The sequence below is a fragment of the Streptomyces sp. NPDC046931 genome (assembly GCF_040644655.1).
Classification (GTDB): Bacteria; Actinomycetota; Actinomycetes; order Streptomycetales; family Streptomycetaceae; genus Streptomyces.
This window is the reverse complement of the sequence record NZ_JBEYWX010000029.1, coordinates 59871-80660: the sequence shown is the minus strand read 5'-3', so window position 1 is coordinate 80660 and position 20790 is coordinate 59871. Positions and strand designations below refer to the sequence as shown.

Annotated in this window: 21 protein-coding genes and 1 rRNA gene; 10 read left to right on the top strand and 12 right to left on the bottom strand. The window is 69.7% G+C overall.

Features of this window, described 5'->3' with window-relative positions:
- Positions 1–82 (top strand): 5S ribosomal RNA (gene rrf / locus ABZ876_RS33755); the annotation flags it as partial.
- A 170-nt stretch (positions 83–252) separates the two neighbouring features.
- On the top strand, positions 253–798 hold the full coding sequence (locus ABZ876_RS33750; RefSeq protein ID WP_361788946.1) for a GNAT family N-acetyltransferase: 546 nt from the start codon (positions 253–255) through the stop codon (positions 796–798).
- Between the two features lie 6 nt (positions 799–804).
- On the opposite strand, the gene ABZ876_RS33745 is transcribed toward ABZ876_RS33750, so the two are convergent.
- From ABZ876_RS33745 to ABZ876_RS33720, 6 genes are all read right to left on the bottom strand, one after another.
- Entirely contained in the window at positions 805–2397 is a 1593-nt protein-coding gene (locus ABZ876_RS33745) for a type IV secretory system conjugative DNA transfer family protein (RefSeq protein ID WP_361788944.1), read from the bottom strand.
- 13 nt (positions 2398–2410) lie between these two features.
- Entirely contained in the window at positions 2411–3835 is a 1425-nt protein-coding gene (locus ABZ876_RS33740) for an ATP-binding protein (protein ID WP_361788942.1), read from the bottom strand.
- Between the two features lie 7 nt (positions 3836–3842).
- Entirely contained in the window at positions 3843–5402 is a 1560-nt protein-coding gene (locus ABZ876_RS33735; RefSeq protein WP_361788940.1) for an SCO6880 family protein, read from the bottom strand.
- Positions 5399–6715: a hypothetical protein gene (locus tag ABZ876_RS33730; protein WP_361788938.1), complete on the bottom strand. Its 1317-nt coding sequence runs from the start codon at positions 6713–6715 to the stop codon at positions 5399–5401. Before ABZ876_RS33730 ends, ABZ876_RS33735 begins: the two co-directional genes overlap by 4 nt.
- Positions 6705–7538 (bottom strand): hypothetical protein, encoded by an 834-nt coding sequence (locus ABZ876_RS33725; RefSeq protein WP_361788936.1) that lies wholly within the window; start codon positions 7536–7538, stop codon positions 6705–6707. Before ABZ876_RS33725 ends, ABZ876_RS33730 begins: the two co-directional genes overlap by 11 nt.
- Positions 7539–7768: 230 nt before the next feature.
- Positions 7769–8077, bottom strand: coding sequence for a hypothetical protein (locus ABZ876_RS33720; RefSeq protein ID WP_234518138.1), 309 nt, complete (start codon positions 8075–8077; stop codon positions 7769–7771).
- Positions 8078–8736: 659 nt separating this feature from the next.
- Between ABZ876_RS33720 and ABZ876_RS33715 the strand changes: the two genes are divergently transcribed.
- The 3 genes from ABZ876_RS33715 to ABZ876_RS33705 all read left to right on the top strand — a co-directional run bounded on the left by ABZ876_RS33715 (position 8737) and on the right by ABZ876_RS33705 (position 11668).
- The gene (locus ABZ876_RS33715) at positions 8737–9492 is read left to right on the top strand and encodes a trypsin-like serine protease (RefSeq protein ID WP_361788934.1); all 756 of its coding nucleotides are present in this window, start codon (positions 8737–8739) and stop codon (positions 9490–9492) included.
- 182 nt (positions 9493–9674) lie between these two features.
- A complete protein-coding gene (locus ABZ876_RS33710) occupies positions 9675–10682 on the top strand; it encodes a bifunctional lytic transglycosylase/C40 family peptidase (RefSeq protein ID WP_361788932.1) in 1008 nt (335 codons plus the stop codon).
- Positions 10683–10969: 287 nt separating this feature from the next.
- Entirely contained in the window at positions 10970–11668 is a 699-nt protein-coding gene (locus ABZ876_RS33705; RefSeq protein ID WP_361788930.1) for a phosphatase PAP2 family protein, read from the top strand.
- An 85-nt stretch (positions 11669–11753) separates the two neighbouring features.
- On the opposite strand, the gene ABZ876_RS33700 is transcribed toward ABZ876_RS33705, so the two are convergent.
- Both ABZ876_RS33700 and ABZ876_RS33695 read right to left on the bottom strand, forming a co-directional pair.
- Entirely contained in the window at positions 11754–13316 is a 1563-nt protein-coding gene (locus tag ABZ876_RS33700; RefSeq protein WP_361788928.1) for an FAD-binding oxidoreductase, read from the bottom strand.
- A gap of 156 nt (positions 13317–13472) precedes the next feature.
- Complete coding sequence (locus ABZ876_RS33695) at positions 13473–13634, bottom strand: hypothetical protein (protein ID WP_361788926.1); 162 nt, start codon at positions 13632–13634, stop codon at positions 13473–13475.
- Positions 13635–13779: 145 nt separating this feature from the next.
- Between ABZ876_RS33695 and ABZ876_RS33690 the strand changes: the two genes are divergently transcribed.
- Positions 13780–14622 (top strand): hypothetical protein, encoded by an 843-nt coding sequence (locus tag ABZ876_RS33690; protein ID WP_361788924.1) that lies wholly within the window; start codon positions 13780–13782, stop codon positions 14620–14622.
- A 143-nt stretch (positions 14623–14765) separates the two neighbouring features.
- A complete protein-coding gene (locus tag ABZ876_RS33685; RefSeq protein WP_344414610.1) occupies positions 14766–14942 on the top strand; it encodes a hypothetical protein in 177 nt (58 codons plus the stop codon).
- 47 nt (positions 14943–14989) lie between these two features.
- On the opposite strand, the gene ABZ876_RS33680 is transcribed toward ABZ876_RS33685, so the two are convergent.
- Complete coding sequence (locus ABZ876_RS33680; protein WP_361788921.1) at positions 14990–15346, bottom strand: metal-sensitive transcriptional regulator; 357 nt, start codon at positions 15344–15346, stop codon at positions 14990–14992.
- A 271-nt stretch (positions 15347–15617) separates the two neighbouring features.
- Here ABZ876_RS33680 and ABZ876_RS33675 point away from each other — a divergent pair, with 271 nt between their 5' ends.
- From ABZ876_RS33675 to ABZ876_RS33665, 3 genes are all read left to right on the top strand, one after another.
- On the top strand, positions 15618–16238 hold the full coding sequence (locus tag ABZ876_RS33675; RefSeq protein WP_234518150.1) for a DUF47 family protein: 621 nt from the start codon (positions 15618–15620) through the stop codon (positions 16236–16238).
- A 7-nt stretch (positions 16239–16245) separates the two neighbouring features.
- Positions 16246–17244: an inorganic phosphate transporter gene (locus tag ABZ876_RS33670; RefSeq protein WP_361788919.1), complete on the top strand. Its 999-nt coding sequence runs from the start codon at positions 16246–16248 to the stop codon at positions 17242–17244.
- A gap of 253 nt (positions 17245–17497) precedes the next feature.
- The gene (locus tag ABZ876_RS33665) at positions 17498–17698 is read left to right on the top strand and encodes a DUF5988 family protein (RefSeq protein WP_361788917.1); all 201 of its coding nucleotides are present in this window, start codon (positions 17498–17500) and stop codon (positions 17696–17698) included.
- Positions 17699–17819: 121 nt separating this feature from the next.
- Here the strand turns inward: ABZ876_RS33665 and pstB are convergent, their stop codons facing one another.
- The 3 genes from pstB to pstC form a co-directional block, all read right to left on the bottom strand.
- Positions 17820–18596: a phosphate ABC transporter ATP-binding protein PstB gene (gene pstB, locus ABZ876_RS33660; RefSeq protein WP_361788915.1), complete on the bottom strand. Its 777-nt coding sequence runs from the start codon at positions 18594–18596 to the stop codon at positions 17820–17822.
- 63 nt (positions 18597–18659) lie between these two features.
- Positions 18660–19724 carry a phosphate ABC transporter permease PstA gene (gene pstA / locus ABZ876_RS33655; protein WP_361788913.1) on the bottom strand — a complete coding sequence of 355 codons (1065 nt, stop codon included), beginning with the start codon at positions 19722–19724 and terminating at the stop codon, positions 18660–18662.
- Entirely contained in the window at positions 19721–20728 is a 1008-nt protein-coding gene (gene pstC / locus ABZ876_RS33650; RefSeq protein WP_361788911.1) for a phosphate ABC transporter permease subunit PstC, read from the bottom strand. The genes pstA and pstC overlap by 4 nt, the downstream gene beginning before the upstream one ends.
- Between the last annotated feature and the right edge of the window lie 62 nt (positions 20729–20790).

Sequence of the window (20790 nt, the reverse complement as noted above, 5' to 3'; positions counted from 1 at the left end):
CATTCCGAACCCGGAAGCTAAGCCTTACAGCGCCGATGGTACTGCAGGGGGGACCCTGTGGGAGAGTAGGACGCCGCCGAACAATTCTTGAGAAAGCCCCCGTGCCATTCGGCACGGGGGCTTTCTGCGTTTGGACGGCTGACCCTGGTGACCTGGTGGGTGCCCGCTGAGTTGCGGCCGGTGGGTGGGTGTGGCGGCGCTCGGAAAAAAATGGGGCCGCACCTGTCGCGTCCGGTCGTTACTGTGGCCCGTATGCCTTATGAGATCAGGTCCATACGCCCCGACGAGTGGCCCGCGGTGAAGGAGCTGCGGCTTGCCGCGCTTCAGGACCCGGTCGCGCACATCGCGTTCCTCGACTCCTTCGAGCAGGCCTCGGTCAGGCCGGACAGTTTCTGGCGGGAGCGGACGGCGAACAGTGCCGACGGGGCTTCCGGCGCCCGGCAGTTCATCGCGGAGGGCTCGGACGGACACTGGGCCGGCACCCTGACGATTCTGGTCGAAGAGGCCGGGAGCAAGGACTGGGCCGGTTTCCCCGTCGAGCGGAGGCAGGGGCACGTCGTCGGGGTGTTCGTCCGGCCCGAGCACCGGGGTAGCGGGCTGACCGAGGAGCTGTTCGAGGCCGGTCTGAAGTGGGCGTGGGGACGTGGCGCCGAGCGGGTGCGGCTGATCGTGCACGAGGACAACGTCCGGGCCAGGGCCTTCTACCGCAAGATGGGGTTCGTGCCGACCGGGCTCACCGTCCCTTTGGCGGAGGACTCGGGGGACTCCGAGCTGGAGATGGCGATCGAGCGGGACTAGCGGGCGCTACCCCGGCAGTTCGTCCCGCGGCCAGCGCGCCCGGGCCTGTTCGCGGGAGCGGAGCAGGGCCACGGTGGGCAGACCGCGGTCCGCTCCGGTGGAGAGCAGTTCCGGGAGCTGGGGCAGAGGGGCCACGGCCGCCACGTCGTCCAGCACCAGGGTGAGTGGTGGGTCGAGCCGACCGGAGGATGACCGTTCGGCCATGCGCCGGCCGCGCTCGACCACGCTGGAGGCGAGAGCCGTCAGGAGCGGCATCGCGCCGGGCTGTTGTCTCGGGTCCTCGATGGATTCACCGACCACATAAAGCGTGCCCCCTTCGTTGACGAAGGAATCCAAGGCGAGGGTGTCATTTCGGTTGGATGTGCATGCCTCTCGGATATTGACCGTGAACAGGGAGGACAGGGCGCGCGCGGTCAACTCCTGGGCCATGTCGCGACGTTCGGGGTACGAGGTGAGGGCCGCCTCCAGCTCCCCCGCCGCGCCGGAGGACGCCTTGTGGTGCGTACGCAGCGCCCGTACCGCTTCCTGGACCTGGTTGCCCTGGGCCCAGCGGTGGATGTGCCGGATGGTGCGGCCGTCTATCGCGGCGGCGTGCAGATAGCTCCGCAGGAGCGTTTCCGCCGTATCGGCGACCGCCTGGTCGATCCGGGCCGTGGGGCGTACGGGCGCGAGCAGCGCGGCGGCACGGGCCGCGGCGGTCGCCTTGTCCTCGCAGCCGGAGGACGGAGACCAGTGCAGCCGTGCCGGGGTGTCGCACAGGTGCGAGGGGTCGTAGAGGAGGACCGGGCCGAGCTTGGCGCGGGCGTCCTTGGTCTCGGCCCACAGGGCGGGGCTGGAGGTGATGACGAGAGCGGGGCCCGCGGCGTCATGGACGGCCTGGGCGGCCACGGGGTGCCGGATGTCCGAGGTGCCCAGGACCACGGACGTGGAAGTGCCCGGGACGGTGCGCGCGGCGGTGGAGCCGGGCCGTTCGGGGCCGGCACCGATCGGCGGGGCGGGAGGTCTTCGCTCCGCTACGGCCGTGAGCGGGAGCGGCCGGGACGCTGGCGAGTCCGCCGCGAGGTGCTCCACGGCGGGGTGCTCCTGTCCCGCGGGGGGCCCCGCTGCCGGCCGCTCTGCCGGGTGTTCACCTGCGAGGCGGGGGGCCGGGGCCGGAGGGGGAGCAGTGCCGGTGTACGCAGGGTGCGGAGCACCGGCGTCCGCGCCGCCCGCCGCGGCCACCGCCTTCTTCCGCGCCCGTACCGTCTTCCACCGCGCCACCGTGCCGATCGCGAACACGGTCACCACGAACATCACCATCAGTTCGCCTATGAACAGGCCCCAGAACAGTCCGTACCCGGACAGCTGGCCGGCCGGTGCGTCCGGCCATGCGCCCGGGATGTCGTGGGGCCGCGCGATCAGATGGCGCATGGCCACGGGCGTACGGCTGAACCGGACGCCATGCGGCCAGGAGCCCTGCGAGAACCAGCCCGCGAGGCCTGTGGCCGTCCACACCATCAGCGTCACACCCAGCAGGAAGGCCAGCACACCCACCAACAGGCCGTCGGGGATGCCTCCCTGTCCGTCCTGCTGCTCCTGCCGCTCCGTGCCTGGTCTCATAGGGGCCCCAGTCTCAAGCCACCGTGGACTCGGACGAGCCGTCCAGGTCGCCCATCCGCTGTTCCACGAACGCCGCCGCCCGTTCCTCCGCCTCCAGCTCCGCGGCGCGCAGCGCGTCGTCCGCCTGACGGTCGCTCGCCGACTCCGTCATCGCGCGGTCGGTGAAGACGAGCGGCCGCTCCGTCTCCGTGACCAGGTGTTTGACCACCTGCACATTGCCGTTGACGTCCCAGACCGCGATGCCGGGCGTCAGGGTCGGAATGATCTCCACGGCCCACCTCGGCAGACCGAGTACCCGGCCGGTGGCCCGTGCCTCGTCCGCCTTCTGGGCATAAATCGTCCTGGTCGACGCCATCTTCAGAATCGCGGCCGCCTCCTTCGCCGCCGCTCCGTCCACCACGTCGCTGAGGTGGTGCACCACCGCCACGAAGGACAGACCGAGCCTTCGGCCGAACTTCAGCAGCCGCTGGAACAGCTGGGCGACGAACGGGCTGTTGATGATGTGCCAGGCCTCCTCGACCAGGAAAATGCGCTTCTTCCGGTCGGGGCGGATCCAGGTGTGCTCCAGCCACACACCGACGATCGCCATCAGGATCGGCATGGCGATCGAGTTGCGGTCGATGTGGGACAGGTCGAACACGATCAGCGGCGCGTCCAGGTCGATGCCGACCGTCGTCGGCCCGTCGAACATGCCCCGCAGGTCACCGTCGACCAGGCGGTCCAGGACCAGCGCCACGTCCAGGCCCCAGGCCCGTACGTCGTCCAGGGCGACGTTCATCGCCTCCGCCGAGTCCGGTTCCGGGTGACGCAGCTGGTCGACGATGTCGGTGAGCACCGGCTGGCGTTCGACGATCGTCTCGTTGACGTAGGCGTGTGCGACCTTCAGTGCGAAGCCGGACCGCTCGTCCAGCCCGTGTCCCATCGCGACCTCGATGATCGTGCGCAGCAGTGCCAGCTGGCCGGTCGTGGTGATCGAGGGGTCGAGCGGGTTGAGGCGGATTCCGTGGTTCAGGGCCGCCGTCGGGTCGAGGCGGATGGGGGTGATGCCCAGTTCCTGGGCGATGAGGTTCCACTCGCCGACCCCGTCCTCGCCCTGCGCGTCCAGGACCACGACCTGCCGGTCGCGGAAGCGGAGCTGGCGCAGCACATATGTCTTCTCGAGCGCGGACTTGCCGTTGCCGGACTCGCCGAGGACGAGCCAGTGCGGCGCCGGGAGCTGCTGGCCGTACAGCTGGAAGGGATCGTAGATGTAGCCCTTCCCGGAGTAGACCTCACGGCCGATGATCACGCCGGAGTCGCCCAGGCCGGGTGCGGCGGTGGGCAGGTAGACGGCCTGGGCCTGGCCCGTGGACGTGCGAACGGGCAGCCGGGTCGTCTCGACCTTGCCGAAGAGGAAGGACGTGAAGGCGTCGGTCAGGACGGACAGCGGATCCCGCATCAGGGCCTTACCTCCGAATGCCGGTGGCGAAGGGGAGTGTGTTGACGAAGGCCCGGTGGTGCTCGCGGTCGCACCACTCCAGCTTCAGATACGACTTGCCGGCCGAGGCGCGGATGGTCCGCTTGTCGCGGGCCAGGGCCTCCGGCGAGCGGGCGGAGACCGTGATGTAGCCGACCAGATTGACGCCTGCCGCGCCGCTCGCGAGGTCCTCGCCACGCTGGTCGAGGCGGGAGTGGGCGGCGATGTCACGGGGGTCGACGGTGCGGTTCATCTTGGCGGCGCGGCTGGCCTCCGCCACGTCGTTCGTCTTCTCGGTCAGCATGCGCTCGATGGCGACCTCGGTGGGCTCGAGGTCCATGGTGACGGCGACGGTCCGGATGACGTCCGGGGTGTGGACGAGCAGCGGCGCCAGGAAGTTCACGCCGACCGGGGTCATCGGCCACTCCTTGACCCAGGCGGTGGCATGGCACCAGGGCGCGCGTGTCGACGACTCCCGGGTCTTGGCCTGGAGGTAGGTGGCCTCCATGGCGTCCAGTTCGGCGGGCCACGCGTTGCGCTTGGTCATCGCCTGGATGTGGTCGATGGGGTGGTCCGGGTCGTACATGGAGTGGATGAGGGAGGCGAGCCGGCCCTGGCCCAGCGGCTGCCGTACGCGGATGTCGGCTTCCTGGAGACGGGAGCAGATGTCGGTCAGCTCGCGCGCCATGACGACCGCGAGGCCCGCGTCCCGGTCGACCTTCTTGCCGCCCTGGGGCCGCGCGGCACGGGCCATGGCCTGGGCCTCGGCGGCGAGTTCGCGGGTGTAGTGCATACAGGCGACGAGGTAGGCGCGGTGCTGCTCGCTGCTCGTCGAGACCATGGACTGGAGCTGGTCGTAGGACTGGCGCAGCCAGGCCGGTGAGCGGTCGTCGCCGCGCTGGGCGACGTCCTTGGCGTGTGCGTCCGGATCGGCGGGCAGGGTGCGGGCGAGCATCTGGAGGCGGGTGACGAAGCCGTCGCCGTTCGCCACGTGCTTCAGGAGCGTGCCGAAGCGGTCGACGAGGGCCTCCTGGTCCTCGCTGTCGCGCAGGCCGACGCCCGGGCCCTCGATCTCGATGGCGGCGGTGACGGTGCGCCGGTCGGCGTGCAGCAGTACGGCGATCTCGTCGGGCCCGAAGGGAGCGGCCAGCCAGGTGATCCGACCGATGCCGGGCGGCGGCCCGACCTCGATCTCACGCCCGTCGAGCCCGGTGCCCGCCTCCATCACGGCGCTGCGGTACGTCGTCCCCTGCCGCAGGCTCCGCTTGTAACTGCGGTTGATCTCGAACCACTTGTAGAAGGTGCGGTGCTTGTACGGGATGTACACGGCGGCCAGCGCGAGCAGCGGGAAGCCCATCAGGAGCACGATGCGCAGGGACAGGACCGGGACGAGGAGTCCGCACATCATGCCGAGGAACGCGCCCGCGATGATCAGCACGATCTCACCGGACTCGCGGTTGCGGCCGACGATCGCGTTCGGCCGGGCGCGGCCGATCAGATAGGTCCGGCGGGGCGTGACCGGATGCGACAAGTGGGACTCGGTCGTCAACGCCCTTCACCTCCTGTGCGGTTGGTGCTGCTGTTGCGGGTGCTGCCGGCATGCGGGGTGTCGGCCGGACTGCTACGCGGCGGGGGCGCCGACGCGGTGACGGGTCCGCCGCCCGGGGCGCGCGTGCTGTGCGCGGCCACGCCGCCGGTGACCGGGTTGGCGGGGCGGGGCGGCTGGCCGCCGCCCTGACCGCCGCCGGTGTCGGCGCGGCTGCTGTGGGTCTTGATGCCCTGGGCGACGAGGGTGGCCGGGGAGCTGATGACGGCCGCGGCCTTGCGCTCGGCGCCCTGCATGACCCGGTTGTTGCGGGAGGCGGCGATCTCGTCGCCGAAGCCGGGGACGAACCGGTAGATCATGGCGCTCGCGAAGATGGCGAGCAGGATGATGGCGAGTCCGGAGACGACGGCGGCGAGGGAGTCCGGGCCCTTGTCCGTGGCGAGGGCGCCGGCGAGGCCGAGCACGATGACGATCACCGGTTTGACCAGGATGACGGCGATCATGATGCCCGCCCAGCGGCGGACGTGGCCCCAGAGGTTCTTGTCGACGAGGCCCGAGTAGACGACCACGCCGAGGAGGGCGCCGACGTACAGCAGGACCGCCCGCAGGAACAGCTCCAGATACAGGACGCCCGCGGCGAGGATCGAGACGAGCGACACCAGGATCAGCATGATGGGGCCGCCGCCGATGTCCGTTCCCTTGCTGAGAGCGCCGGAGAACGCGCCGAAGAACGTCTGGGTCTGGTCGCCCGTGGTCTTGGCGAGGACCTCGCTGACGCCGTCGGTCGCCGAGACGACCGTGTAGAGGATCAGCGGGGTGAAGGCGGAGGCGAGCACGGTGAGCCAGAGGAAGCCGACGGCTTCGGACACGGCGGTGGTGAAGGGGACACCGCGGACCGCCCGCTTGGCGACGGCCAGGAGCCACAGCAGGAGGGTCAGGATGGCCGAGGCGGCGAAGACGATCTCGTACTGGTGCAGGAAGGCCTGGTTGGTGAAGTCGACGCTGGCGGTCTGCTTCACGGCCTCGCTGAGCTTGTTGACGGTCCAGGAGGCGGCGTCTGCACAGCCCTTGGCGAGGGAGGAGAGGGGGTCGAGGCTGCCGGGGAGTTCACTGGAGGGGCCGCCGGAGCCGGAGGAGTTGCCTTTCTCGCAGTAGTCCTTGGCGGGGCCCCGGATGAGGTCGCAAGGGTCGTTGCTTGTGGACGGTGAGGGGGTGGGGCTGGGAGCGGCTAGGGCGCGTGTGGCCAACAGAACCATGGCCGTCTGCATGGCGGTGGCCGCGACGACGATCTTGAGTACGCGATCCTTAGCGGGCATAGGTGAACCCTCCGTACTCTTCGACGGCCTTGGTCATGTCGTCGGCGGTAGATGCCTTCTGGTCGCGTCCGACTGGAACGGGCCCGTCCTTCTGCGTGAAGTCGGTGACCTTCCAGTCGTCGTTGATCCACGTCAGCTGGTATGTCGTCGTGTACCAGCTCTCGGACACCGGATTCGTGGAGTTCTCGCCGGACAGCCCGAACAGCGACGTGTACCAGAGTTCGACGACCGCGTTCTTGGAGCTGTACTTAGTGATCTTGGTCCCCACCGGGATGATGCGTGAGACGAAATTCTCGCCGCTGGGTGCCGTGCCGTCCTTGTTGAGGCCGATGTTGGTCAGGAACTTCTCGCTCGAGTACGCCTTGTCGAGATCCGACTGCCGGGCGGCGGCGACGGCGGGGGCGTACACGGCATTGACGATCGCGTGTCGCTCGTTCGCGCCGAACATTCCCGTGGAACCCAAAGCCACCGCATAGTTAGCCGCAGCCGACTGCGCCCCCTGTTCGTTTTGGGGGTAGCCGGAGGGGATGCTGCCCGGGGTCGAGCGGACCGGGCGGGTGCCCGTCGCTGCCGTGGGGGCCGCGCCCGCCTTGTCGTCGCTCTTGCCGTCCGAGGAGGAGTCGCCCCCCCGGTTGGCGAAGGCGATCGCGGCGATCAGCAGGACGACCACCCCGACGACCGTGACCAGACTGCGTGAGGAGGACCTGCCCCGCCGGGCGCCCCCGTACACGTCACCGGCCCGGTCGGGCAGCCGTGTCCGCGTCTGCCCGACGCCGCCGTACTCTCCCTCGCCCCCGCCGGAGGCACCGTCACCGGGACTCACGCCGCGTACGCCCCCTCGAACTCGTGGTCGTTCCGCGCTTGTGCGGAAACGCGTAGAAGTACGACGGTAGCCGTGCTGGTTCCCGCGCGGGCGCGGTGTGGTGACTCGACATCAGGGAAACGCAACCTCAGCCGGTGGGCGCGACGGACGGATGGGTCGAAGGAGCAAGCCGGGCGGTCCGGCACGGGACTGACGGCGCGCCTGGCGGGTCGTGGCGGTCCGGGACCGCCCTAGACGGCCATGCCGTACACGATCGTGAACAGCGTGCCGAGCGATCCGATGATGAAGACGCCGGTCAGTCCCGCGATGATCAGGCCCTTGCCCTGCTCGGCACTGAACGTGTCGCGCAGGGCGGTCGCGCCGATGCGCTGCTTGGCCGCGCCCCAGATCGCGATGGCCAGGCAGAGCAGGATGGCGATGGCCATCACCACCTCGACCATCACGCGAGCCTCGTTGCCCAGGCTGCCGAACGGGCCCCAGTCCGGGGCGATACCGCCGATGATCGTGTTGATGTCGCCTTTTGCGGCCGCGAGCTGCATGTAAGTCACCGCCCCTGGTGGGTAGTTCCGTAGCCCCTGGCACGCGCGCAGAGGTCACGGTCATTCTCGCCGACAACGACGCCGTCGTATGTCGACTTGGCGTCATTGGTTGGCGGGTTTCGTATGTGTCCCTTGCCTTCGGCCCCCAGGGGCCCCTCATGGGGGCACGGGGCGGTATCGGAAGGGGTACACGGTCACTGTGTGTATCACGGCAGGTCATGGCGGGCAATGAAGTCGAAGCGGAACCTGACGTGCGGTTCTGTCGTTAACCCCCTTCGTCCCGCGCGGAGTCGGGCCGGGCGTCGGGGTGACGTGTTCGGCCGGTCCGTTCTGTACGGGGGTCACCCGTACGAGCGGAAGGCTATCCCCCTCGGGCCCGGCGGTCGCTCGGCGGGACGCGCGGGGCTCGCAGGGCCGGTCGGTCGGTGTCCGTCCGCCTGCCGCGGTCGTCGAACGGAAGATCGTCGTTCAGGTGAACGACGAACTGAGTATCGCCGGGCCGACTGCCGGGTATGCGTTCCCGGGGAAGGCGTGCGGCTGAAGAGGCGATGCCGCTGTGGTCCGGATGCACGCGCTGACCTGCGGCAATGGTTCCTCATAGGTTAATTTCAGGCTGCTCACAGGGTTTTTCTCACCTTCGTGGGTCAGAGTGGAAGGTGATGACACACATCACACGCCTCCCAGGCAACCGCCGGCACGTGTTCCTCTGTGCTCTCGTGGTGCTGGCCGTCACGGCCTCGTCCGTGGCCGCCGCCGACGGCGGTCCCGGACCGCTGGGCGTGACCACGGAGGCCGAGACCGACGCGGCCAGTGCCCGGGTCGGCGCGCTCTTCGGTCCGGGCGGGGCGCTGGAGGGCGGGCACTTCTGCACCGCCTCCGTGGTGCACAGCAAGAGCCACGACGTGATCGTGACCGCCGCGCACTGCCTGGGTGGCGGAACCGTCTGGTTCGCCCCGGGCTACCGGGACGGCAAGGCCCCGTACGGCGTCTGGAAGGTCACCAGAACCTACGTGGGCGACGGCTGGAACGATGACCAGGACGAGGACAGCGACGTCGCCTTCGCCGCCGTGGGGGCCGTCGGCGGTGTCGACGTCGAGGACCTCGTCGGCGGCAACCGGTTCGTCACGGGGCGGAAGACCGGCGCCACCGCCGTGACCGTCACCGGATACCCCAACTCCCGGGAAACCCCCGTACGCTGCGTCAACAAGCCGACCGTCCACAGCTCCACACAACAGCGCATCGACTGCCCGGACTTCAGCAGCGGGACGAGTGGCAGCCCCTGGGTGGACGGCGACGGCGAGGTCGTCGGTGTGCTCGGCGGCCATGAACAAGGCGGCTCCACCGAAGACGTCTCCTACAGCGTCGTTCTGAAGGACGAGGCCGCCGCCCTGTACCGGACCGCCTCGGGCGAGTGACCCCGGCCTCCGGCGCGCCCACCGGAGGGCCGTAGGGCCCTGCCGCACGACATGCCGTCACCGGCTCCCGGGGTTGGCCGGTCTTGTGCGGCGGTGGTGGCCGGACCAGCTCTTTTCCTCTTCCCCCTCGGCACCGCGCCTCTACACTGACCCTCGGCGGACTCCCGGGCGCTGAGGGGCGGTTGACGGTGCGTAAGGCGTGGATCTGGGCGACCGTTGCCGTCGGTGCCGCGCTGAGCCTCGTGATGCTGCTCGTCGTCGGGGTCTATGTGGTGGCCGGAAACCTGGCGAACGGCCTCGGGCGGGGACCCGTCGGGCTCGCCAAGAACGCCGTGCCCGCCGCGTACGCACCGCTCGTGCAGAGGTGGGGCAACCTGTGCGGCGCGATCAACCCCGCGCTGCTCGCCGCCCAGCTGTACCAGGAGAGCGGCTTCAATCCGAACGCCAGGAGCCCCGCGAAGGCCGAGGGGATCGCGCAGTTCATCCCCGGTACCTGGGCCATCCACGGCATCGACGGCAACGGCGACGGACGGGCCGACGTCTGGGACCCGCGCGACGCGATCCCGTCGGCCGCCTCGTACGACTGCAAGCTCGCCTCGTATGTCAAGGACGCCCCCGGAGACCCGACGGCGAACATGCTCGCCGCGTACAACGCCGGGGCGTACGCGGTCATCAAGTACGGGGGCGTGCCGCCGTACAAGGAGACCCGGAACTACGTCAGGACCATCACGACCCTGGCGGAGAGCTTCGCCGCGCCCGTCCGCAGGGTCGACCCGTCCAAGCAGGCCGCCGGCGCCATCTACTTCGCGCAGAAGAAGCTCGGCACCCCGTATCTCTGGGGCGGTGAAGGCACCGCCGAACAGGGCGGGCGCTTCGACTGCTCCGGACTGACCAAGGCCGCGTACGAGAGCGTGGGCATCACGCTGCCACGCGTGGCCAACGACCAGTACAACGCCGGGCCTCACCCGAAACGGGCCGAACTCCTTCCGGGGGACCTGGTGTTCTTCTCGGACGACCTGACCAATTCCCGCGCCATCCGGCACGTCGGCATCTATGTCGGCGGCGGCTACATGATCGACGCGCCCAGGACCGGCGCGGTGATCCGCTTCGACCCGATCGACACCCCTGACTACTTCGGGGCGACGCGTGTCACCGAAGATGGCGCGAAAGCGCTGCCCACGCCGGTGTGAACCGGGATGTGAAGGGCATGCGCAGGGGCCCCCGGCGACCGGAACTCTCCGTCACCGCCACCCCCCTGAGCTGCGAAGACGAGTCTCTCTTCGATAACGTCTGCGTGATCATTCTGTGGAGTGCGGAACGCTTGCGACAGGGCTGTGCGTTAGTTCTGACGTAGAGCGTTGACGTACGGCAGCCGGCTTGACGTGGAGCGGATCTACGACCACGGGGGTGGTGGAGCGGTACGCGCAGCGGTGCGTCCGTGCAAGCAAGGCGACAGAGGACGAAGGGGCCGCGCACGATGGCTGCACTCGCCGAATCCGGGTCGAACCCTGACGTCGATCTGCTGTACGACATCAATGGCCTGGCCAAGGACGCGCCGCACTGGTTCGACCGTGGCATGGAGTTCCTCGGCGAGTACGGGCTGCTGCTCGCCATGGTGCTGCTCGTCCTGTGGTGCTGGTGGAGCGTGCGCAGGCGGGGCGATTCCGATGCGGCGTCCTCGGTCGCCGCGCTGGTCTGGGCCCCGCTCGCCGCCGGTCTCGCGGTGCTCGTGAACGTGCCGATCCGGGGCTTCGTGGAGCGCCCCCGGCCGTTCGTCGATCACCAGGGACTCGACGTCCTCGTGACCGGGAAGACGGGATACTCGTTCGTCAGCGACCACGCCACGCTCACGATGGCGGCGGCGGTCGCCCTGTTCCTGGCGAACCGGAAGTTCGGGCTCATCGGTCTGGGCCTCGCGCTGCTCGAAGGTTTCTGCCGGGTCTACCTGGGGGTGCACTACCCGACGGACGTCGTCGGGGGCTTCGCCCTCGGCACGGCCGTCGCCCTGCTGCTCTCCCCGCTCGCGATGGCGCTGCTCACCCCGCTCATGAAGGCGGTCGAACGCTCGCCCCGCGCCGGACGGCTGATCCGGGCCCGCGGGGCCCGCGCCGCGCGGACCGTGGTCCCCGAGGCACGCTCGGAACGGACGGCGGAGGAAAGGGACCTGGCGGCGTAACGCCGGTTCACCACGGGTTGTGCGGGGCTGCTGGGCCGCCGCGGAGCCACGCTCGGCGGGGCGGCCCCGGGCAGCCGGGCGTGCGCTACAGCGCCTGCGGGAACGTGAAGAACCCGTTCGGGTCGTACTGGTGCTTAAGCTGCGTGAGGCGGGCGGCCGCGTCCCCGTAGTACGCCTTCCGCCAGTTCGTCAGGGTCGGGTCCGTGTAGTTCTGGTACGCGGCCCCGGACGCGTAACCGCGCATGGACGCGTGCGCGGACGTCAGCCAGGACTGGGCCGTCGTACCGGAGGTGCCCGCGCGCCAGCTCGCGATGTACTGCGCCAGCATGCGGGAGCGGCGGTGGACGAACGCCGTGGCCGTCGGCGAGACCCGGTTGACCGCACCGCCGAGGGCGGTGAACGCGACGCTGCCCGCGCCGCCCCGGACCTGCGTCATCTGCCGCAGGATCGTCTGGATGCCGGCCGCCGGGATCGAACGGTCGAAGAAGTCCGAGCGCGCCGCGTACGTCTCACGGCCGAGAGCGCCCTGCCGGGAGCGGCCCGGGGTCGAGCCCGGCAGATGGCACTGGGCGTCGGCGGAGAAGGAGGAGCAGTTCGCGTACGCCTCCATCGCGGCCTCGTACGACTTCCGCCGCAGCGAGACGGTGCGCGCCGGGGCGCCGACCTTCGCGGCCAGGCGGTCGACCGCGTTCTGCAGTTCGCCGTAGGTGCCCAGCGAGAATGCCGAGACCGAGACGGTGGGTGTGCCGCCGGCCGCGCTCTGCAGGTGGCAGGAGGACCAGATCTCGTCGGGCTGGCCGGGGCCCCACTCCTGCCAGGCGCTGAGGACGGCGGCGGCCTTGGCCCAGGGCCAGCTCAGATACGCCGACACCGCCTGGGGCGCCGGGTGCGTCCTGAACCGCAGTTCGGTGACGACGCCGAAGTTGCCGTTGCCCGCGCCGCGCAGGGCCCAGAAGAGGTCCTTGTTCTCGGTGGCGTTCGCAACCAGCTGCTTGCCGTCCGCCGTGATCAGGGTCGCCTGGGTGAGGCTGTCGCAGGTCAGCCCGTACGCCCGGGAGACCACGCCATGGCCGCCGCCCAGGGTGAGTCCGGAGACGCCGACGGTGGGGCAGGAGCCGGCGGGTATGGTCACGCCCTTCGCGGTGAGCGCGCGGTAGACGTCGATCAGCTTGGAGCCCGCGCCGACGACCGCCTCGTTGCCGCTCGCCCGGATCCTGCTGAGTTTCGACACGTCGATGATCAGCCGGCCGTCGCCCGAGGACCAGCCGGCGTAGGAGTGGCCGCCGTTGCGTATGGAGACCTTGACGTGATGGGCCCGGGCGTACGCCATGACGGTGCGGATGTCGTCGGCGTGCGCCACATACGCGACCGCCGCGGGCTTCAGGGAGTCGAAGCGGGTGTTGTAGAGCTGGTGGGCCGTCGGCCAGGCGTGGTCGCCGGGGCGGACCAGGGTGCCCGCCAGGTCCTTGGCCAGAGCCGTCCAGTCGGCGGCGGCGCGGGTGCCGGTGGTGGCCGTACGCATCGACGTGCCGGCGGCGCTCGCCGGGTTCGCGGCGGCGGCGGAGCTGCTGGTGCCGCCGGAGCACGCGGCGGTGACCGCCGTCGCGAGTGCGGCGGTGGTTCCGCCGATGAACGTACGCCGTTGCATGTGGGCCTCCCTTGGGTTCCGTGGAACGAGACGGCCCGGCAGGGCGGCGGGTTGCACGGGGAAAGGCCACAGAATCGCTACAGAGGGGGGCAGTTACGCCCGGTTGTGACCGGATCGGGCGGTTGTGTTCGCTTATGGCGCGATCGGTCGGCCGTCTCAGCCGGTGGCATGCCCCTCGGCGTCCGACCTCGCCAGGCTGCGGGCTCTGCGGGCCGGCCCGCGCCAGCCGCAGGTGCACCGGGCCACACAGAACCGGCCCTGTTCGACCGTCGTCGTGCGGTGCTCCTCCGGGCCGGTGCGTATGTCCTCCTGTTCCACTCCGGCAAGGTTACCCAAGGCAGGGTGTGCCCGCGGCCAGTGGCAAGTGGTCCGCCCCGCAAGGCGCGTGACGGGTCTCCCTACTGGTCGTTAACCGGAACGACAGGAGGGACACCGGGACGGACCGGCTGGGGGTAGGCGGACGATGGTGGTGCGGCAGCACGGTCGGGTCGGTGCGGCGGTCGTCGCGACGCTGGGACTGCTGGTCTGCGGCACCTCGGCCACCGGATGCGCGGGCGGCGGGGCCGTCGCCGACGACGCGCGCTCCGGCACGGAGGCCGTCGAGGCGCTGCACGGGGCGGCCGCGGCCCTGGTGCGGGCGGGCAGTTCCAGAACGCGGACATCGATGGAGATGGCCACCGGCGGGACCCGGGTCACCATCCGCGGCGAGGGTGTCTACGACTTCCGTGCCCGGCTCGGCCGGCTGACGGTTCTGCTGCCCCGGGACCCCGCGGGCACCGAGGAGCACCGCCCCATCACCGAACTGCTCGCCCCGGGCGCACTGTTCATGAAGAACCGGGGCGCGGGGGTGCCGGCCGACAAGTGGGTGCGGGTCGACACGGCCACGCTCTCCGACGGCAACCTCGTCACCGGCGGTGCCACCGACCCGTACGCCGCGGCCCAGTTGCTGCACGGGGCCCGCAGCGCGCGGTACGTGGGGAGGGCCGAGGTCGCCGGGATCCCCGTGCGGCACTACCGGGGGGTGGCCGACATCGGGCTCGCGGCACGGAGCGCTCCGGCCGCGGACAGGGAGCCGTTCCGGGCGGCGGCGAAAGGGTTCGCCACGGTCGAGGTGCCGTTCGACGCCTACCTCGACGACCAGGGGCGGCTGCGGAAGGTGCGCCACCGGTTCAGTTTCGTCAACGGCCGGCAGAAGACGACGGTCGCGGTGGCGTCGACGACGTTGCTGTACGGCTTCGGGGCCCCCGTCGACGTACGGCTGCCGGCGGCCGGGGACATCTTCGCCGGGAAGATCGCCGAGCGGTGAGGGGTCCGTGAGGGGCCCGGGCGTCGCCGGGGCGGGGAGGCCGGAAGTGGCGCGGCCGAGGGGCCGGAAATGGTCCGTCCGTGCCATGCGCGGCCCGTAGGCCGCTCCCTACTCTAGGAAGTCGGTGACGGCAGAAAGAGGTGATGCACGTGGCTCCGGTCGGCGGTACGGCAGTTCAGGACCACGTGGCCCTCGCCGAGATCGAGCTGTGCGGTGACCTGATCATCGCGGCGTCGGCCGCACACGAGGACCGGCTCAGTCTTGAGAGCATCGACGAGGTGCTGAAGGTGGCCGAGGAGCGGGACGCGACCGGCGAGTGAGCCGTGATCCGCCGCACGGCGGCGGACGCCCCGTTCCCTCACGGCCGTCAGGTGCGCAGCAGACGGCCGATCGCCTTTGTGGCCTCCTCGACCTTCGCGTCGATCTCCGTGCCGCCCTTGAGCGCGGCGTCCGCGACGCAGTGGCGCAGATGCTCCTCCAGGAGCTGGAGCGCGAAGGACTGGAGGGCCTTGGTCGAGGCCGAGACCTGGGTGAGTATGTCGATGCAGTACACGTCCTCGTCGACCATGCGCTGCAGACCCCGGATCTGGCCCTCGATGCGGCGCAGCCGCTTCAGGTGCTCGTCCTTCTGCTTGTGGTAGCCGTGGACGCCCCGGTCGTGGTCGGTCACCACGGCCCCGGCGCCCTCGGAGGGCACCGCCGCGCCGGCCTCGGTGGTCGTCATCGCGTCCTCCTGTCGACAGCCGCCGGGGGATGCGGAACCGGACGGGCGACCCGCTGTGGCGGATCCTGCACTCCCCGGCGCGGGACACATACCCCTGGCGGGTATATGGTAACGAACTTTGCTGGGTATAGGGCCCTTGGCCAGGGCCTTGGCCGCCCCCGTGCTGACCACGGTGTCCAATGGGCGACACTGGAGGACGGCCCCTTAGCCGTGGCCGGATGATGCGCCTAGCATCAGCCTGACCGAAACCGAAGCATCCCGAGGATCCCACGTGCGCTTTCGTCTGACCCCCAGGGAGACGAGCTTCTACGACATGTTCGCCGCGTCCGCGGACAACATCGTCACGGGCTCGAAACTCCTGATGGAACTGCTCGGGGCGGACTCCTCCGCCCGGGCCGAGATCGCAGAGCGTATGCGGGCCGCGGAACACGCCGGTGACGACGCCACGCACGCGATCTTCCACCAGTTGAACTCCTCGTTCATCACGCCGTTCGACCGTGAGGACATCTACTCCCTGGCGTCCTCCCTCGACGACATCATGGACTTCATGGAGGAGGCCGTCGACCTGGTCGTCCTCTACAACGTCGAGGAGCTGCCCAAGGGGGTCGAGCAGCAGATCGAGGTGCTGGCACGGGCGGCCGAGCTGACGGCCGAGGCGATGCCGCACCTGCGCACGCTGGAGAACCTGACCGAGTACTGGATCGAGGTGAACCGTCTGGAGAACCAGGCGGACCAGATCCACCGCAAACTGCTCGCCCATCTGTTCAACGGCAAGTACGACGCGATCGAGGTCCTCAAGCTCAAGCAGATCGTGGACGTACTGGAGGAAGCGGCGGACGCGTTCGAACACGTGGCCAACACCGTGGAGACCATCGCGGTCAAGGAGTCCTGAGGCGTCCATGGACACCTTCGCTCTGATTCTGACCATCCTGGTCGCCCTGTTCTTCGCGTATACCAACGGCTTCCACGACTCGGCGAACGCGATCGCCACCTCCGTGTCGACGCGTGCGCTGACGCCGCGCGCGGCGCTGGCGATGGCGGCGGTGATGAACCTCGCCGGTGCGTTCCTCGGCAGCGGGGTGGCGAAGACGGTCAGCGAGGGCCTGATCCAGACGCCGTCCGGCGGCACGGGGATGGGCATCCTCTTCGCGGCACTGCTCGGCGCCATCGTCTGGAACCTGGTCACGTGGTACTTCGGCCTGCCGTCGTCCTCGTCGCACGCGCTGTTCGGCGGACTGGTGGGCGCGGCGCTGGCGGGCGGCACGACGGTGTACTGGTCCGGGGTGCTGGACAAGGTCGTCACCCCCATGTTCCTGTCCCCGGTGGTGGGCCTGATCGTCGGCTACCTGGTCATGACGGCGATCATGTGGATCTTCCGCCGGGCCAATCCGCACAAGGCGAAGCGCGGTTTCCGCATAGCCCAGACCGTCTCGGCGGCCGGCATGGCGCTCGGCCACGGCCTCCAGGACGCGCAGAAGACGATGGGTGTCGTGGTGATGGCGCTGGTCATCGCCGACGTCGAGAAGTACGGCGACCCGATCCCGGTGTGGGTGAAGCTCGTCTCCGCGGCGATGCTGTCGCTGGGGACGTACGCGGGCGGCTGGCGCATCATGCGCACGCTCGGCCGCAAGATCATCGAGCTGGACCCGCCGCAGGGTTTCGCGGCGGAGACCACGGGCGCTTCGATCATGTTCGCGACGGCGTTCCTGTTCAAGGCACCGATCTCGACGACGCACGTCATAACGTCGGCGATCATGGGTGTGGGCGCTACGAAGCGCGTGAACGCCGTGCGGTGGGGTATCGCCAAGAACATCGTCCTGGGCTGGTTCATAACGATGCCGGCGGCGGCCGCCGTGGCGGCGTGCGCCTACGGACTGATTCACCTGGCGTTCCTGTAGCCCCACCGGCCGGAGGGCCCCTCGGGGCCTGCAGAAACGTTTCTCCACCCCCCTCTCGCGCCCGGCGCGGCTCCACCGAAGCCGCCGGGCGCGAGAGGGGGGTGGTCTGTTTGCGCCCTGTCGCCGGTGCCCCGTACCCGGTCCACGTCCCCGTGGTCCCTGGTTCCCGTCCCCGTCGTCCTGGTCCACGTCCCGGTCGCCGTACCGGGCCGCTTCGAGATGCGGGACGCTGAGGCGTGAGAACACTGGAGCTATGACTGCGAAGGCACTCCTCGAAGGCGGGCCGGACGATCTCGCGGGCAAACTCGTGCCGATCGTCCCGCCCGGAAAAGAGCTGAAGATTCCGCATCACGGAGGATACGAGCACTACAGGATGACCCCGCGCCACGAGAACAGCCAGGAGGGGCAGGTCACCGTCTACCAGTGGTGGGAACGCACGGAAGTCGCCGAGTGACGCGGACGAGTCGCCGCATGACGCGAACGGGCCCGCCCCCGGGAGCCAGGGGCGGGCCCTCTTCTACCTCGCGGTGGCACCGCCATGCAGCACCGCGAGGGGTCCTGGGACCGGTGTCGGATCAGCCGAAGCGACCCGAGATGTAGTCCTCCGTCGCCTGGACCGACGGGTTGGAGAAGATCCGCTCCGTCTCGTCGATCTCGATCAGCCTGCCCGGCTGGCCCACGGCCGCCAGGTTGAAGAACGCCGTGCGGTCGGAGACACGCGCCGCCTGCTGCATGTTGTGCGTCACGATGACGATCGTGAAGCGCTCCTTCAGCTCGCCGATCAGGTCCTCGATCGCGAGGGTGGAGATCGGGTCAAGGGCCGAGCAGGGCTCGTCCATGAGCAGGACCTTCGGCTCCACGGCGATCGCGCGGGCGATGCACAGACGCTGCTGCTGGCCACCGGACAGGCCGGAGCCCGGCTTGTTCAGGCGGTCCTTGACCTCGTTCCAGAGGTTCGCGCCCTTGAGCGACCTCTCCACGATGTCGTTCAGTTCCGACTTCTTGTAGTTGCCGTTCAGGCGGAGACCCGCCGCCACGTTGTCGAAGATCGACATCGTGGGGAAGGGGTTCGGGCGCTGGAAGACCATGCCCACCTCACGGCGGACGGAGACCGGGTCGACCCCGGCGCCGTACAGGTCCTCGTTGTCGAGGAGCACCTTGCCTTCGACGCGTCCGCCCGACGTCACCTCGTGCATACGGTTGAGCGTGCGCAGGAACGTCGACTTGCCGCAGCCCGAGGGGCCGATGAACGCCGTCACCGATCGCGGCTCGACCGACATCGAGATGTCCTCGATCGCCTTGTGGGAGCCGTAGTAGGCGGTGAGTCCGCTTACGTCGATTCGCTTGGCCATGACTACTTCACTTCCAGTATCAGTCGCTGTGGGCCCCGACCGGCGGAGCCGGAAATCGTCGCCTTAGCGACCGGTCTTCGGGGCCTTCCAGCGGGCGATGCCGCGGGCCACCAGGTTGAGGATCATCACGAAGGCGATGAGCGCGAGTGCCGCCGCCCAGGCCCGGTCGTAGGCCGCGCCGGAGCCGGCGCTGTTCGCGTACTGCTGGTAGATGTACAGCGGCAGCGAGGCCTGCGGGTCCTTGAACGGGTCGCTGTTGATGAAGTTGGTGCCCCACACCAGCAGCAGCACGGGCGCGGTCTCACCGGTGATACGCGCGATGGCGAGCATCACACCCGTCGTGATACCGCCGATCGAGGTCGGCAGGACCACCTTGAGGATGGTGCGCCACTTCGGGACGCCCAGCGCGAGGGACGCCTCGCGCAGCTCGTTCGGGACGAGCTTGAGCATCTCCTCCGTGGAGCGGACCACCACGGGCATCATCAGGATCGCCAGGGCCAGGGAACCGGCGAAGCCGGAGTAGCCCATCTTGAGGATGAGGATCCAGAAGCTGAGGACGAACAGACCGGCGACGATCGACGGGATACCCGTCATGACGTCGACGAAGAAGGTGACGGCCCGGGCGAGCTTGCCACGGCCGTACTCGACGAGGTAGACGGCGGTCATCACACCGACCGGCACGGCGATCACGGTGGCGAGGCCGACCTGCTCGAGGGTGCCGAGGATCGCGTGGTAGATACCGCCGCCGGTCTCGGTGTCGGCGACCACGCCCATCGAGTGGGTGAGGAAGTAGACGTCGAAGACCTTCACACCGCGCTTGAGGGTCTCCCAGATGAGGGAGGCCAGCGGAATGACGGCGAGGAGGAAGCAGACCCAGACGAGGCTGGTCGCGACCCGGTCCTTGGCCTGCCGGCGGCCTTCGACGCGCGCGGCGATGACGTAGGTGCCGAGGACGAACAGGACCGCGGCCATCAGGGCCCACTGGATGCTGCTGTCGAGGCCGGCGGCCAGGCTGATGCCCAGGCCCGCCGCGATCGAGCCCGCGGCGATCGCCCAGGGCGACCACTTCGGCAGGCTGGCGCCGCGCAGTGTGCTGCGGCGCCTTTCGGTGACGGCTGCGGTGCTCATGCGTTGGCCCCCGAGTACTCCTTGCGGCGGGCGATGATCACGCGGGCCGCGCCGTTGACCAGCAGGGTGATGACGAAGAGGACCAGACCGGAGGCGATGAGGGCGTCACGGCCCTGGTCGGTGGCCTCGCCGAACTTGCTGGCGATGTTCTGGGCGAAGGTGCCGCCGCCCGGGTCGAGCAGACTGGTCTGGATGTCGAAGGTCGGGGAGAGAACGGTGGCGACGGCCATCGTCTCGCCGAGCGCACGGCCGAGGCCGAGCATCGACGCGGAGATCACACCGGAGCGGCCGAACGGCAGCACGGCCATGCGGATGACCTCCCAGCGCGTGGCGCCGAGGGCGAGAGCCGCCTCCTCGTGCGTCTGCGGGACCTGCCGGAAGACCTCACGGCTCACGTTGGTGATGATCGGCAGGATCATGATCGCGAGCAGGATGCCGACGGTGACCAGGGAGCGCGAGGCGCCGCCCTGCCAGGAGAAGACGCCGGTCCAGCCGAGGTAGTCGTTCAGCCAGCCGAACAGACCGTCCATGTGCGGTACGAGGACGAGCGCGCCCCACAGGCCGTAGACGATGGAGGGCACGGCGGCGAGCAGGTCGATCACATAGGCGATGGGCCCGGCCAGCCTGCGCGGCGAGTAGTGCGTGAGGAACAGCGCGATACCGACCGCGACCGGGACCGCGATGGCCATGGCGATGATCGAGGAGACGACCGTGCCGAAGGCCAGGACCGCGATGCCGAAGACCGGCGGGGTCAGGTTGGTGTTCCACTCGAAGGTGGTCAGGAAGTTGCCGTGGTCGTTGCTGATCGCGATGCTCGCGCGGTAGGTGAGGAAGCCCGCGATCGCGGCCATGATCACCAGGAGGAAGATTCCGGACCCGCGGGAAAGGCCCAGGAAGATCCGGTCCCCGGGGCGGGTGGCGCCGCGGCCGGCACGCTTCTGCCCGGCCGCGGAGGGCCGGTGAGCGGGCGGAGGCGCGTCAGTGTTCTGTGTAGTGATGTCCATCAGGATCTCCGGTCTGCGGAGCCGTGGCGGGTGTCGGCTCCAGGCGGCGGTGCACCGGACGG